The 14,739-nt window shown below is 44.8% G+C and carries 17 protein-coding genes; 7 read left to right on the top strand and 10 right to left on the bottom strand.

The genetic code is table 11. From position 1 onward, the window contains the following. Window positions 1–49: 49 nt before the first annotated feature. Window positions 50–1,507 (top strand): membrane-bound lytic murein transglycosylase MltF, encoded by a 1,458-nt coding sequence (mltF, locus tag CVP04_RS01925; protein WP_100295837.1) that lies wholly within the window; start codon window positions 50–52, stop codon window positions 1,505–1,507. Between the two features lie 19 nt (window positions 1,508–1,526). Continuing rightward, a complete protein-coding gene (locus CVP04_RS12220; protein WP_165772763.1) occupies window positions 1,527–1,688 on the top strand; it encodes a hypothetical protein in 162 nt (53 codons plus the stop codon). A gap of 57 nt (window positions 1,689–1,745) precedes the next feature. On the opposite strand, the gene CVP04_RS01920 is transcribed toward CVP04_RS12220, so the two are convergent. The 9 genes from CVP04_RS01920 to nhaB form a co-directional block, all read right to left on the bottom strand. Beyond that, window positions 1,746–2,126: a hypothetical protein gene (locus CVP04_RS01920; protein ID WP_100295836.1), complete on the bottom strand. Its 381-nt coding sequence runs from the start codon at window positions 2,124–2,126 to the stop codon at window positions 1,746–1,748. Next, window positions 2,126–3,358 carry a murein hydrolase activator NlpD gene (gene nlpD / locus CVP04_RS01915; RefSeq protein ID WP_100295835.1) on the bottom strand — a complete coding sequence of 411 codons (1,233 nt, stop codon included), beginning with the start codon at window positions 3,356–3,358 and terminating at the stop codon, window positions 2,126–2,128. The genes CVP04_RS01920 and nlpD overlap by 1 nt, the downstream gene beginning before the upstream one ends. Before the next feature lie 18 nt (window positions 3,359–3,376). Continuing rightward, on the bottom strand, window positions 3,377–3,565 hold the full coding sequence (locus CVP04_RS01910; protein WP_100295834.1) for a hypothetical protein: 189 nt from the start codon (window positions 3,563–3,565) through the stop codon (window positions 3,377–3,379). A gap of 13 nt (window positions 3,566–3,578) precedes the next feature. Then, window positions 3,579–4,154, bottom strand: coding sequence for a YqaA family protein (locus CVP04_RS01905; RefSeq protein WP_100295833.1), 576 nt, complete (start codon window positions 4,152–4,154; stop codon window positions 3,579–3,581). Window positions 4,155–4,193: 39 nt separating this feature from the next. Next, entirely contained in the window at window positions 4,194–4,934 is a 741-nt protein-coding gene (gene surE / locus CVP04_RS01900) for a 5'/3'-nucleotidase SurE (protein WP_100295832.1), read from the bottom strand. A 14-nt stretch (window positions 4,935–4,948) separates the two neighbouring features. After that, complete coding sequence (gene truD / locus CVP04_RS01895; protein WP_100295831.1) at window positions 4,949–5,953, bottom strand: tRNA pseudouridine(13) synthase TruD; 1,005 nt, start codon at window positions 5,951–5,953, stop codon at window positions 4,949–4,951. An 11-nt stretch (window positions 5,954–5,964) separates the two neighbouring features. After that, complete coding sequence (gene ispF, locus CVP04_RS01890; protein ID WP_100295830.1) at window positions 5,965–6,441, bottom strand: 2-C-methyl-D-erythritol 2,4-cyclodiphosphate synthase; 477 nt, start codon at window positions 6,439–6,441, stop codon at window positions 5,965–5,967. 144 nt (window positions 6,442–6,585) lie between these two features. After that, window positions 6,586–7,119 carry a disulfide bond formation protein DsbB gene (gene dsbB, locus CVP04_RS01885; protein ID WP_100295829.1) on the bottom strand — a complete coding sequence of 178 codons (534 nt, stop codon included), beginning with the start codon at window positions 7,117–7,119 and terminating at the stop codon, window positions 6,586–6,588. Window positions 7,120–7,145: 26 nt separating this feature from the next. Next, window positions 7,146–8,687, bottom strand: a complete 1,542-nt coding sequence (gene nhaB / locus CVP04_RS01880) for a Na(+)/H(+) antiporter NhaB (protein ID WP_100295828.1) — start codon at window positions 8,685–8,687, stop codon at window positions 7,146–7,148. A 139-nt stretch (window positions 8,688–8,826) separates the two neighbouring features. On the opposite strand from nhaB, the gene fadR reads away from it, so the two are divergent. Beyond that, complete coding sequence (gene fadR / locus CVP04_RS01875) at window positions 8,827–9,552, top strand: fatty acid metabolism transcriptional regulator FadR (RefSeq protein ID WP_100295827.1); 726 nt, start codon at window positions 8,827–8,829, stop codon at window positions 9,550–9,552. A gap of 71 nt (window positions 9,553–9,623) precedes the next feature. On the opposite strand, the gene aspA is transcribed toward fadR, so the two are convergent. After that, a complete protein-coding gene (gene aspA / locus CVP04_RS01870) occupies window positions 9,624–11,039 on the bottom strand; it encodes an aspartate ammonia-lyase (RefSeq protein ID WP_100295826.1) in 1,416 nt (471 codons plus the stop codon). 210 nt (window positions 11,040–11,249) lie between these two features. On the opposite strand from aspA, the gene CVP04_RS01865 reads away from it, so the two are divergent. The 4 genes from CVP04_RS01865 (at window position 11,250) to CVP04_RS01850 (ending at window position 14,607) form a co-directional block, all read left to right on the top strand. Next, complete coding sequence (locus CVP04_RS01865) at window positions 11,250–11,726, top strand: FxsA family protein (protein ID WP_100295825.1); 477 nt, start codon at window positions 11,250–11,252, stop codon at window positions 11,724–11,726. 85 nt (window positions 11,727–11,811) lie between these two features. Beyond that, the gene (locus tag CVP04_RS01860) at window positions 11,812–12,102 is read left to right on the top strand and encodes a co-chaperone GroES (RefSeq protein WP_100295824.1); all 291 of its coding nucleotides are present in this window, start codon (window positions 11,812–11,814) and stop codon (window positions 12,100–12,102) included. A gap of 58 nt (window positions 12,103–12,160) precedes the next feature. After that, window positions 12,161–13,804: a chaperonin GroEL gene (groL, locus tag CVP04_RS01855; RefSeq protein ID WP_100295823.1), complete on the top strand. Its 1,644-nt coding sequence runs from the start codon at window positions 12,161–12,163 to the stop codon at window positions 13,802–13,804. A gap of 176 nt (window positions 13,805–13,980) precedes the next feature. After that, window positions 13,981–14,607 carry a YchE family NAAT transporter gene (locus CVP04_RS01850; RefSeq protein ID WP_100295822.1) on the top strand — a complete coding sequence of 209 codons (627 nt, stop codon included), beginning with the start codon at window positions 13,981–13,983 and terminating at the stop codon, window positions 14,605–14,607. Window positions 14,608–14,739 lie beyond the last annotated feature (132 nt).

The raw sequence follows: 14,739 nt of genomic DNA, 5'->3' as shown, positions 1-14,739 counted from the left end.
TTAACCGAACGACGGAAATCCGTCGGCAGAATATGGATTCAGAGGTCATTTGAAAGGTTTATTTCTACGAATTTTATGTGCCGTGGCATTATTGCTTTGGGCGATTGATATGGTGTTTCCGTGGCAACGCATTATGCAATCGGAAGAAAATCGTTACACGGCGATTCAAACGCGCGGAAAATTGGTTGTCGGCACGGTCAACAACCCGATTTCTTATTTTATCGGCATTGAAGGGCAATCCGGCTTGGAATACGAATTAAGCAAAGCTTTCGCCGATTATTTAAATGTGGAATTGGTGATTCGTCCGATGGAATCAAGCGAGGCGCTGTTTGCCGCCTTGGAAAAACACCAAATCGACATTGCTGCGGCAAATTTATTGTATCAGCCGGAAAAATTGGATGCTTTCCAAATCGGGCCGGCGTATTATTCCGCCTCTTGGCAGCTGGTTTATCGGAAAGGCGAAAATCGCCCGCAATCTTTAGACCAACTGAAAGGGGAGTTAGTGATTGCCAAGGGCTCCGAATTAAGCGCGCTGTTAAACGGATTTAAAGAAAAATACCCGAATTTAAGCTGGCGCGTCGTTAATCAAACCCAAGAAGAATTATTGTTGAAGGTGGCGGAAGGTAAACTGGATTACACCATTGCCAATTCCATCGAGGTTTCGACCACGCAGCAAATTAAACCGCAAATCGCAATCGCTTTCGATGTGACGGACGAATCAAGCGTGCATTGGTATTTGCCGAATAATTCTTATAGCGAATTGCAGGCTGCTTTGTTGGATTTTATGAACAAATCCATTGAAAGCGGTTTGATTGCTCGCGTGGAAGAAAAATATTTTAATCATTTGAATCAATTCGACTATGTGGATACGCGTTCTTATCTGAATGCGATTGAAACCCAGTTGCCGAAATTCGCGCCGTTATTCGAAAAATATAAAGGTGATTTGGATTGGCGTTTATTGGCGGCGATTGCTTATCAAGAATCCCATTGGAATCCCGATGCTACTTCTCCGACCGGCGTGCGCGGCATTATGATGTTGACGAAAGCCACAGCGGATCGAATGAAAATCGCCAATCGTCGCGATCCGGAACAAAGCATTAAAGCCGGTTCGGAATATTTGCATATGCTTATCGGACAAATGCCGGACAGTATTTTACAAGAAGATCGGATTTGGTTTGCGTTAGCGGCCTATAATATGGGCTTGGGGCATTTGTTGGATGCGCGCCGTTTAACCAAAACCTTGGGCGGCGATCCGGATAATTGGCTCGATGTGAAGAAAAATTTACCGCTTTTGGCGGAAAAACGACACTATACGAATTTGAAATACGGTTATGCCAGAGGCTATGAAGCTTTCCAATATGTAGAAAACATTCGCCGTTATATGAATAGTATAGTAAATTATTATCGCGTTCAGCAAAATCAAACGGAGCAAGATAATTCGGCGGAGAAACAACCTGAGCCGATAAATGAATCTTCCGAACAAATTCTAAAAAACGAAAGCCCGTAGCAATAAATAAGAGGTTATTATGGCATTAAGACGAAAAACACATTTAAAACCCGCCAACCGCAACAAACTTTTTCGCTTGTCGCAAGGTCGCGCATTACGTTTAAAACGCTTAAAACAGCGCAAAGCCAGATTATGGGCAAGACATTCCTTGCAATTTGTCGTACAAGAAATTTGTTGTTAATTTCTTTCGGAATAAAAAAGTGCGGTGATTTTTCACTGCACTTTTTTTGAACAAAGATTATTTACGAATTTTCCAACCTTGCGGTGTTTTCAGTAAACGGACTTTTTTATCCTGAGAAAGATAGCCGCCTTTCACTGCATCCAGTAATCGGGAAGAGGGAAAATCCGCCGCAAAGACTTCTGCTTGCGAACGATCGGCGGAAAGAATTACATACACTGCCAAGGTATCATTCGCGGGATCGTCGAGTTTAATGTCGGCGATAGAAAAAGGCTGTACGCATTCTTGTTTCAATTTCGACCAACTATAACCCGCTGCCGGTAAGCAGCCGTATTCATCCTTCTCACCACCTACTAATATAGGTGAATTATCGGTTTGCGCGGAACACGCAGTTAAGGATAATGCGCTTAGTAGCGCAATTTTATGTACAATTTTCATCATTATCTTCTCGGTAAATAACGTGTCGGATCAACGGATTTGCCTTTGTAGCGAATTTCAAAGTGAAGTTTTACATCATTGGTGCCGGAGCTACCCATTTTGGCAATTTGTTGACCGGATTTCACGTCTTGCTGATCTTTTACTAAAATAGTTTCATTATGTGCGTAAGCACTTAAATAATCGTCATTGTGTTTGATGATGATTAAATTACCATAGCCGCGTAGTGCATTGCCCGCATAAACGACGCGTCCTGCGGCGGCGGCATTAACCGCTTGACCGCGAGATCCTTTAATATCAATCCCTTTATTGCCGCCGTCAGAGCTGGAAAAACCTTGAATGATACTGCCGTTGGTCGGCCAGTTCCACGCAACGTTAGACGCAACCGGCGCCGCAGTTGAAGCGGATTGTGTTTGAGTTTGCACGCTCGGTTGAACTTGCGTTGCAACGGTTGTCGCGGTAGCGGCTGTCGCTGTGGTTGCCGTTGTAGCGGTATTGGTCATTGTGCGCGAAACAGGGGCGGCGGATCCGACGGAAGATTTGATCGGCCCGATAATGGTGCCGTCGGAACCGTATTGCGTGCCGTTCGGGCCCGGTGTGTAAGTCACTTCCGGTTCGACCGGTTTACTCACCACTTGTTGTGTCACTGCCGGTTTGGGTGTCGCGGCAACGGTTGAAACGGTATTTTGCGTGTTATTGGACACTTTTAAGGTTTGACCGACGCTCAGATTATAGGGTTCGGACAAATTATTGAGGCGCGCCAATTCTTTGACGTCCATTCCGGAAATATAGGCGATGAGGAACATTGTGTCGCCTTTTCTGACCGTATAAGTATCGCCTTTGTAGAATCCTTTGTCGATTTTGCTGTAATCCGGCGCATTGGTTTGCGGATTACGCGGAATTTCGAAATTTTGCGAAACCTGTTGTTTGGCTTTCGGCGCTGTCGCAGTCGGTGTTGCTACCGTTTGTTGCACCGGTTTTACCACTGGTTGTTGAACTTGCGGTTGCGGCGCTTGATAAGTCGGTTGCGCGACAGTCGGTGAGGTCATACTCGCCGGCATACTTTGTTGTTGAATTTGCGGTTCCCAAGTACCGGCGCCGCCGTTATTGGCGTCAACCGGTTGCATAATACCCGGTGTAAGCGAATTATCCGCATTTTCCACCGGCGCCGGTGCGTTTGATGAGCAAGCCGCTAAAACGGCGATAGTAATAGGTAAAAGTAAAAAGGATTTTTTCATTTCATCAGTTCCTTATATTTAATTCATATTTTCCGGCATTTTTTGTTTTTCGATTTCAGGCAGCCATTCGCTGCCGGCAACGGCGCCCGTTCCTTCGACCGGTTGCATAATACCGGGCGCTAAGGTATTTTCATCAATGATTTCGTCATTTGAAGAACAGGCGCTTAACGCCAATATCATAGACAACAATAAAAGCAATTTATTCATTTTTAAACCTTGATTATCGTAAAATTAAATAGGCGACGACGGCAAGCACCACCACCGACCAGCCGATGACTTCGATCGATTTGCGTAATTTCGCCGCAAATTTCTCACCGCCCCAGGCCGCAAGTTTGGCAACCAGCAAGAAACGTGCGGCACGGGAAACGAAGGCGGTCAGTACAAAAGGTAAAAACGCCATTTGCATTACGCCGGCGCAAATGGTGAACACTTTATAAGGGATCGGCGAAAATCCGGCGACGAAAACCACCAAAATACCCCATTTTTCAAACCAAGAAACCGCTGTTTCCCAATGCGCCTGATAGCCCCATTGTTGAATATAATGTTGAACGAAATCAAAGGCATAATAGCCCAATGCATAACCGATCATTCCGCCGATCACGGATGCGACGGCGGTATATAACGCGTATTTCATCGCATTTTTCGGTTTTGACATTGACATCGGAATCAACATCACATCAGGCGGAATCGGAAAAAAGATCGCTTCGATAAAACTGACGAAACTCAGCCAAAATGCAGCATAACGGTGTTTCGACCATTGCATCGTTTTATCGTACATTGCTCCAAAAATTTTCAATGAATTTTCCTTTTGATTATTTATTAAAAAAGCGAATTATTATTCACTTTTTAACCAATCTTGTAAAGCGCGAATTGAATGGTATGCCGTCATATCCGCTTGAATCGGCGTTAATGAGGCATAACCTTGTTTGACTGCGTGGAAATCCGTGCCTTCGGCTTCGTTTTCCGCTAAACCGGCAGGGCCAATCCAATAAATATGTTCGCCGCGCGGATCTTGTTGTTTAATCACTTCCGCCGCTGCGGCGCGATGACCTAAATGACAAACTTTAATACCTTTTAATTCCTCATAAGGCACGTCCGGCACATTGATATTGATAATTTCGCGGCGTTTCAGCAAGCCTTCGTATAACTTCGGCACTAATTCGCAAACCAGCTTTGCCGCCGTTTCATAATGTTGACGCCCGTCAAGAGAGACGGCGATTGCCGGCAAACCCAAATGACGACCTTCCAATGCGGCGGCGACCGTGCCGGAATAAATTACGTCATCGCCCAAATTCACGCCGGCATTAATGCCGGAAATTACCAAATCGACGCGTCCGGATAAAAAACCGTTTAATGCTAAATGCACGCAATCGGCGGGCGTGCCGTTAATGCAATAATCACCGCTGTCTAATTTTAGCGGGCGCAGTGGTTCGACTAACGTGAGCGAACTGGATGCCGCGCTGCGATTGCGATCCGGCGCAACCACCGTCACTTGGGCGATTTTGCGTAATTCGTGCGCAAGGGTTTTGATTCCTTCGGCGTGAATGCCGTCGTCGTTCGATAACAAAATATGCATTGCAAATCCTTAAGTTAATCTTGAATGTGCACTAATTCTCTGACTAGTGCGGTGGCGTAGCTGCCCGCCGGTAAGTAAAATTGTAGCAATAAATCGTGCCCGTCAAAATGCCAAGTCAAATTTTCGGCATAACACAACATCGGGCGGCGCATTGCTTTCATTCGTTCTTTTTGCATTAGTCGGTGCAGTTCTTCGTACGCGCGAATAATCGCATTTTCCCGTTCGTTGGCGCTTTGTAAGTTATCGCCGATTAAAGGTGCGGTGAGCAAAATATCGCGATTTTTTAACCGCACTTGCAGCGTATTCAAATCTTCGTTTTCATCCGCTTTAAACCAACTGTGCGAACCTTGTAGTTGCAGAATGTCCTGTGGTAATACGCGATGAATTAACTGCTGCGTAATGCGGTCGGAAACCGTCAGGTTAAAAATTTCACTGCGGGCGGCGGAAAGATAAAAACTGCGTTTTTTACGATCTTTCACCGTAATTTCACCCTTTGCCCAACGTAGCGCTTGAATTAGATTATTGCCTTCTTTGCCGAAACGTTGCTCGGTGAAATAATTAGGAAAACCGTTTTCGCGAATGTTTTCTAAGCGCGCATTAAGTTCTTCGGGTTCTTGCACATCGCGCAAGCGAATTTCAAACGCGTTACCCGCAAGGCTGCCGATACGAATTTTTCGGTTATGTCGCGTGACGGCAAGAATTTCAATGCCTTCGATTTGAAATCGGCTGAAATCCGGTGTCGGTTTGCCCGGCATTTGCAGACTAAACCATTGTTCGGTAATCGCTTTTTTATCTTTCAGTCCGGCATAGCCGACGTTTTTCGCCGAAATCCCGACGAATTGCGCTAATTTTTCCGCAACGAACAGCGTGTTATAGTCGGTTTTGCGTACTTTAACCGCCACAAATTCGCCCTCGCCTGATATTTCATAGCCGAGATTTTCTTTCACGATAAAATCACGACATTCGGCTTTGAGGCGTGCGCTTTGCTGCGGGGCTTGATATAAAAAAGCTAATTCCATTTTTCCGTCCGCTATGCTTTGATTAATAACGCGACGGCTTCACAGGCGATGCCTTCGCCGCGACCGGTGAAACCCAATTTTTCCGTTGTCGTCGCTTTTACGTTCACTTGCTCAATATTGCATTGTAAATTCGTAGCGATATTAGCGCGCATCGCATCAATATGCGGGCGCATTTTAGGCGCTTGGGCGATAATCGTTACATCGACGTTCCCGATGACATAGCCCTTGTCGCGGATTTGACGAAATGCTTCGCGCAATAATCCTTGGCTGTCCGCGCCTTTGTATTGCATATCCGTATCCGGAAAAAGTTTGCCGATATCGCCCAACGCCGCCGCACCGAGTAAGGCATCGGTTAACGCGTGAAGCGCCACATCGCCGTCGCTGTGCGCCAGTAAGCCTTTGTCATAAGGAATTCGTACGCCGCCGATAATAATCGGGCCTTCACCGCCGAATGCGTGTACGTCAAAGCCGTGTCCAATTCTGATCATTTGATTTTCCTGTGCTGCTTGAAAGCGAAAATTATATCATTTCGACGCTGATTTTTCAGATTGTGCGAAGGAAATAATTTTGTTTGATAAAAGTATCGGAAGGAAGAACGAAAGTGCGGTGATTTTCACCGCACTTTAGGTGAATTATCTGAATAACATTCTGCGTTTGCGGCTGCGTTTTACTTGGCTGATTAATAACAACACAAATAATAGCGTATAAAAAGCGAAAATCACTACAATCCATTGCGCCATTGAAAAGCCGAGGAATGTCCAAGTGATGTCGCTGCAAGAGCCGGACGGGTTGAATACATAAGGAAACCATTTATCCAACGGCAAAGTTTGTGGAAATTCCGCCATATAAGAACATTGATTCCAAGGCGCGGGATTGAGTTGATAATCAACGTGTTTTAACGCCAACAATAAGCCTTTAACGGCGCTGCCCAAACCTACGGCGAGCGCGAGTAAACGCAAAAACGACAGGCTTGGGGCGATTAAGCCGATAAGACCGGCGAAAACGATGCCGAATAATGCAACACGTTCATAGATACACATTACGCAAGGTTGAAGATCCATTCCGTGTTGGAAGTAAAGCGCGGTCGATTCCAGCGCTAATCCGGAAACGAGCAATAAAAACCAGCCGCCTCTTTCCGTCGATAAATTTTTCAAATAATTCAGCATCATTTCTCCTTCTTAATATACGGGCGTTATACTGGGGTAATTAAGCCTAATTGGGTTAATACTTCGGTGGCGAACGGTAATAAAAATTCCACTGAAAGCAAACCGATAACGGACAACACGATAGTATAAGGTAACGCCATATACACCATTCTACCATAAGACAAACGAATAAGCGGCGCGAGAGACGAAGTTAGCAAGAATAAGAATGCCGCTTGTCCGTTCGGCGTCGCAACGGAAGGTAAGTTTGTTCCGGTGTTAATCGCAACGGCGAGCAATTCGAATTGATTCAAGGAAATCGCACCGTTGGTTAAAGCGGTTTTGGCTTCGTTAATATACACGGTGGCGACGAACACGTTATCGGAAATCGCCGAAAGTACACCGTTGAAAATATAGAATAAAATTAATTGCGCACTTTCACTTGCGGATAACACGAAATGAATGATTGGCGCGAAGAGATGTTGATCGATAATCACCGCAACGACGGAGAAGAATACCACTAACAGTGCAGTGAACGGCAAAGATTCTTGGAAGGCTTTGCCCAAGGCGTGTTCGCTGGTCACGCCGCAAAGTGCGGTACAAAAAATGATAATTGTTAAGCCGATTAATCCCACGGCGGCTAAATGGAAAGCTAAACCGATAATCAACCAAACGCCGACCAAAGCTTGAATAATTAATTTAATACGTTCTTGCGCATTCATTTTTTGTTCGCGGTTGCGGTCGAATTTTGCCAAAACGCCCCATACTTTGCGCGGTAATTTCGCGCCATAGCCGAATAAACGGAATTTTTCGACTAAGGCGCAGGTTAATACACCGCAGATCAAAACGGGTACGGTCACCGGACTCATACGGAAGAAAAATTCGCCGAAGCCCCATTTCGCTTGTTCCGCGATAATCAGATTTTGCGGCTCGCCGACCATAGTCATTACGCCGCCCAATGCGGTACCGACGGCAGCGTGCATCATTAAGCTGCGTAAAAATGCGCGAAATTCTTCTAAAGTATCTTTGCGATTGCCGATATGTTTATCGTCGTTAATGTCATCGGAATCGTCGAAATTTTTACCGGAAGCGACTTTATGATATACGCCGTAAAAGCCCATACCGACGCTGATAATTACCGCCACCACGGTGAGAGCGTCTAAGAACGCGGAAAGAAAGGCGGCGCTCAAACAGAAAGAAAGAGATAACACCATTTTAGAGCGAATGCTAAGCAGTAATTTGGTGAACACGAAAAGCAGCAGTTGTTTCATAAAATAAATCCCCGCCACCATAAACATTAATAGCAAAATTACTTCGAAATTCGCCATAATTTCCGCTTTAACGTGTTCCGGATGAGTCATTCCGATTGCCACGGCTTCTAAAGCAAGCAAGCTGCCCGGTTGTAAGGGATAACATTTTAATGCCATTGCTAAGGTAAAAATAAATTCGGCGACAAGCACCCAACCGGCAAGAAAGGGACTGACGAAAAAGAATAAAATCGGGTTTAAAATCAAAAATCCGACAATAGATAATTTATACCAATCCGGACTTGCACCGAGAAAATTTTTAAGAAAAGCTTGAGAATAATTCATAGTGTTTACAACCTTAATGCATTAAAAATAAAAAAGTATGACCGCGTAATTGTAATATATACCGCTTTCAAGGATAATACCAAATGTGTATTTTGTTAGCTACATCACAAATTTTTTCACTCTTTTATAGTAGAAACGTATGAATAATAATCAACTTATTCTGAAAGCGCAAAGTCCGGCGGGATTGGCGGAAGAATATATCGTAAAAAGTATCTGGAATAATCATTTTCCGCCCGGCACGGATTTGCCTGCCGAACGCGAACTTGCCGATAAAATCGGCGTAACGCGCACAACCTTACGCGAAGTGTTACAACGCTTGGCGCGCGACGGTTGGTTGAGTATTCAGCACGGCAAACCGACGCGGGTGAATAACGTTTGGGAAACGGCAGGGCCGAATATTATCGGCACGCTGATTCAGCTGGATAAATCCGTTATTCCCGTCATCATCACTAATGTAGTTTCCTTGCGCACAAAAATGGGGGAGCACTATATTCCCGAAGCGGTTCGTTCGGATCCGCAAGCCTCGCTAAAACTGTTCGAAAACCTACCGCACTTGGCGGATACGCCGCAAGCTTATGCGCAATTCGACTATAATCTTTATCGCAGTTTCACCTTTGTGGCGGAAAAACCGGTTTACGGATTAATTTTAAACAGCTTTAAAGATTTGTATCATCAAGTGGCGTCGCTGTTTTTTTCCGAAGCGCAATCTCGTTTGTTTACGTTAAAATTTTATCAACGCTTAGCAGAATGTTGCGAAAATCAGGATGTGGAAGGCGCGGTGAAATGTTTGGCGGAAAACCGTGAGCGCAGTAGCAGCATTTGGAAAACAATGTTACATCATTTGCCGGAAAATTTCGGCGAATAACCGCCGATAAAATCCGTCATCAATGAAAAAAGGAATCGAACGATGCGATTCCTTTTGTTTTCGGTTTCGAATTATTTGGTTAATTTGGCTTTATAGGTTGGGTTCATCAGATTTTCCACGGAAAGAATATCATCCAATTCCGCTTTGGTCAGTAAGCCCATTTCCAATACCACATCGCGCACGCTACGTCCGGTTTGCGCGCAGGTTTTGCCCACGATATCGCCGTTATGGTGTCCGATAAACGGATTTAAGTAAGTGACGATACCGATAGAATTAAACACATAGTTTTCGCAAATTTCTTTGTTCACCGTAATACCGTCGATACATTTATCACGCAAGTTCACGCAGGCATTGGTTAAAATTTCGATACTTTCGAACATCGCTTGACCGATTACCGGTTCCATTACGTTTAATTGTAATTGACCGGCTTCCGCCGCGAAGGTGATGGTCGTGTCGTTGCCAATCACTTTAAAGCACACTTGATTTACCACTTCCGGCACCACCGGATTAACTTTCGCCGGCATAATGGACGAACCGGCTTGCAATTCCGGCAAGTTAATTTCGTTTAAGCCTGCGCGCGGTCCGGATGACAATAAACGCAAATCGTTACACACTTTGGATAATTTCACCGCCGTGCGTTTTAACGCGCCGTGCACCATTACATAAGCACCGCAATCGGAGGTCGCCTCAATCAAATTCGGCGCGTTCACGCAAGGCAATCCGGACACTTCGGATAAGCGTTTTACTACGAGTTCGGCATAACCTTGCGGCGTATTTAAGCCCGTTCCGATCGCCGTTGCGCCTAAATTGACTTCTAACAGCAATTCGGCGGTGCGTTTCAAATTGCGCACTTCTTCATCTAATAATACGGAGAAAGCTTGAAATTCTTGTCCAACGGTCATCGGCACGGCATCTTGCAACTGAGTACGACCCATTTTCAAAATATGCGCGAATTCTTTCGCTTTATTTTCAAAACCTTGTTGTAAATAAAGCACTTTGCCGACCAAATTCATAATGCTGTTATACACCGCAATGCGGAAACCGGTCGGATAAGCGTCATTGGTAGATTGGCTGGCGTTAACGTGATCCATCGGATTCAAATATTGATATTCGCCTTTTTTATGCCCTAAAATTTCTAATGCCAAATTGGCGATCACTTCGTTGGTGTTCATATTCACGGAAGTTCCCGCACCGCCTTGATACACATCAGACGGGAATTGATCCATACATTTACCGTCCACTAATACCGCATCACAGGCGTGCACAATGGCTTCGGCGATTTTTTGCGGAATCGCACCCAATTCGCCGTTGGCAAGTGCGGTGGCTTTTTTCACCATTACCATACCGCGCACGAACTCCGGTACATCGGAAATCGTCACGTTAGAAATGTTAAAATTTTCCACCGCTCTTAAGGTGTGAATTCCCCAATATGCATCGGCGGGCACATCGCGCTCGCCCAATAAATCTACTTCTTTTCTTGTTGTCATTGTTATTCTCCTTTTTCATCAGGTTGGTTTTCGAGGCGTATTATAGGAATAATACCTCGGAAAAAATGTGATCGAGATCAAGTTTTTCCTTGCCCTCATAATGATATAACTTATTCAATTCATTACTTTTTTTATTGCAAAACGAAAACTTGATTTTTTCGCTTACGCCCTTATTTTAAAGATAACTTTCGACGCAGGAACTTCATTATTATGCCTTTGATTTTATGCGCAATGAGCGCGTTTCTTTTTATTTATTTCGAACTCTCGCTTTTAGTTTGGATCGGTACGCAACTAGGCGTTCTCGGCTTAATTTTATTGTTGATTTTGTCCGCCGTTATCGGCGTATTTATTATTCGACTACGCGGCTGGTACACGTTGATTAACGTGCGCAAACAACTGGCGGAAGGCGACATCCCGACCCAATCACTGTTGCGCTCCGGTTTGTGGATTTTTGCCGGCGTGCTGTTTTTACTTCCGGGATTTTTAAGCGATTTGCTCGCATTATTGTTGCTCACGCCTTTCGGCGAAAAATTTATTTCCGGATTTATTGCACGTAAATTTGCTTTATTCGGCTCGACATTCGTGTTCAAAAATCACCGCACTTTTAACGGCGCACAAACCTCCGACGAAACGATTTTCGACGCCGAATTCGAAAGACAAGCGGACGAAGACAAGCGGATAAAATAATTTATTTTGTCTCTTGAAAGGAAAAATTCGTCCCCCATATAGTTTTTTGCTTTTAACTTATTGACACATTAAAAAGGAAATTAAAATGAATATTCGTCCATTACACGATCGTGTGATTATCAAACGTGAAGAAGTCGAAACCCTTTCCGCCGGCGGTATTGTGTTAACCGGTTCCGCAGCGACAAAATCCACCCGCGCAAAAGTGTTGGCAGTGGGTAAAGGTCGTATTTTAGAAAACGGCAGCGTTCAGCCTTTAGATGTGAAAGTCGGCGACACCGTGATTTTCAACGACGGTTACGGCGTGAAATCGGAAAAAATCGACGGCGAAGAAGTGTTAATTATTTCTGAAAACGATATTTTAGCAATCGTAGAATAATCCGTAGGGACGCATTGCGTGCGTTCGAATTTGATACAAATATTAAAGGAAAAACAAAATGGCAGCAAAAGACGTAAAATTCGGTAATGATGCTCGCGTGAAAATGTTAGCGGGTGTGAATGTATTGGCAGACGCAGTAAAAGTCACTTTAGGCCCGAAAGGTCGCAATGTAATTTTAGATAAAGCCTTCGGCGCACCGACTATCACCAAAGACGGCGTATCCGTTGCGCGTGAAATCGAATTGGAAGATAAATTTGAAAATATGGGCGCGCAAATGGTAAAAGAAGTGGCGTCCAAAGCCAATGATGCGGCGGGTGACGGTACGACTACCGCAACCGTGTTAGCTCAAGCGATCGTCAACGAAGGCTTAAAAGCTGTTGCCGCCGGAATGAATCCGATGGATTTAAAACGCGGTATCGACAAAGCAGTCAACGCCGTGGTAACCGAACTTAAAGCGCTTTCCAAACCTTGCGAAACTTCGAAAGAAATCGAACAAGTGGGTACTATTTCCGCCAACTCCGATAGCGTTGTGGGTCAATTAATCGCGCAAGCAATGGAAAAAGTGGGCAAAGAAGGTGTCATCACCGTTGAAGACGGTACAGGTTTAGACGATGAATTAGATGTGGTCGAAGGTATGCAATTCGATCGCGGTTACTTATCTCCGTATTTCATCAACAAACCGGAAACCGCAACCGTTGAATTAGATAATCCGTTTATTTTATTGGTCGATAAAAAAATCTCTAACATCCGCGAATTATTGCCGGTATTGGAAGGTGTGGCGAAAGCAGGTAAACCGTTACTTATCATCGCGGAAGACGTGGAAGGTGAAGCGCTAGCGACTTTAGTGGTGAACACAATGCGCGGTATCGTTAAAGTGGCGGCGGTGAAAGCACCGGGCTTCGGCGATCGTCGTAAAGCAATGTTGCAAGACATCGCGATTTTAACCGCAGGTACCGTGATTTCCGAAGAAATCGGTATGGAATTGGAAAAAGCGACCCTTGAAGATTTAGGTCAAGCGAAACGCGTGGTGATCACCAAGGATAATACCACCATTATCGACGGTATCGGTGATGAAGCGCAAATTAAAGGTCGCGTGGCACAAATTCGTCAACAAATCGAAGAATCCACTTCCGATTACGATAAAGAAAAACTACAAGAACGCGTGGCGAAACTTGCCGGCGGTGTGGCTGTGATCAAAGTGGGCGCAGCGACCGAAGTAGAAATGAAAGAGAAAAAAGACCGCGTGGAAGATGCTTTACACGCAACCCGTGCAGCTGTTGAAGAAGGTGTTGTTGCCGGCGGCGGCGTAGCATTGATTCGTGCGGCGACCAAAGTGGCGCAAAGCTTAAAAGGTGATAACGAAGAACAAAACGTCGGTATCAAACTTGCTTTACGCGCAATGGAAGCACCGTTGCGTCAAATCGTGGCGAATGCCGGTGAAGAAGCGTCCGTAGTAGCAAGTGCGGTGAAAAACGGCGAAGGAAACTTCGGTTATAACGCAGGCACCGAACAATACGGCGATATGATCGAAATGGGTATTTTGGATCCGACCAAAGTGACGCGTAGCGCATTACAATTTGCTGCGTCAATCGCCGGATTAATGATCACCACCGAATGTATGGTCACCGAATTACCGAAAGACGAAAAAGCCGACCTCGGCGCCGGAATGGGCGGCATGGGAGGAATGGGCGGAATGATGTAATCTTTCCTCCTGTCTAATATGAAAAACGGATTGAATATGCTCAATCCGTTTTTTTTGTTTTTGCCGACCATTGGCTCAGATAAAAATTCTGCCAAAAACCACCGCACTTTTACCCTTGCCGAAACCCGAACGTTATCTCTATAATAAGCGCAATTTCCACTCGGCTTGAGGATATTATGGACTTTGCCGTTTACTTGCAATTTTTCATCGGACTTATCGCGTTGGTCAATCCTATCGGTGTGGTGCCGATTTTCTATTCGATGACCTCGGATTTCACCAAAGAACAACAAAATAAAACCGGATTAATCACCTGTTTTTCCGTGGTGGTGATTTTGTTAGTCAGTTTTTATTTCGGCAATTTTATCTTGCATTCTTTCAATATTTCCATTGATTCTTTCCGCATTGCCGGCGGGATCGTGGTGGTGATGATCGCACTGACGATGATTAACGGTAAAATCGGCGAACACAAGATCAACAAAGAAGAAAAGAACGAAAATTTCGACGATTACAACAACATCGCCGTGGTGCCCTTGGCAATGCCGATTATGGCGGGACCGGGGTCAATCAGTGCGACTATCGTGTTCGGCTCCAATCAATATGGCTGGGCGGATTATCTTTATTCCTCCGTTACCATTATTTTATTCGGCGTTGCTTGTTATATTTTGTTCCGCTATTCTGAGCCGGTGATCAAAAAACTCGGCAAAACCGGTTCCAACGTTATCACGCGGATTATGGGGTTATTGTTGATGTCTTTAGGTGTTGAAATCGTCACCACCGGATTAAAAAATCTCGGCGTGTTTTAAAGATAAAAGTGCGGTTAATTTTCGCGATAAAACGAAAAATCACCGCACTTTTTTTGCTCTTCTTATCTTAAATTAGATAACATTTAATCAAATTTCCTTTTTCAATATATTTTCTAACGTTTCTTATTTTTT

This window comes from Caviibacterium pharyngocola (assembly GCF_002795405.1).
In the GTDB taxonomy this organism is placed as follows: Bacteria; Pseudomonadota; Gammaproteobacteria; order Enterobacterales; family Pasteurellaceae; genus Caviibacterium; species Caviibacterium pharyngocola.
The sequence above is the reverse complement of the archived record's forward strand: the minus strand, read 5'-3'. Positions and strand labels throughout refer to the sequence as shown.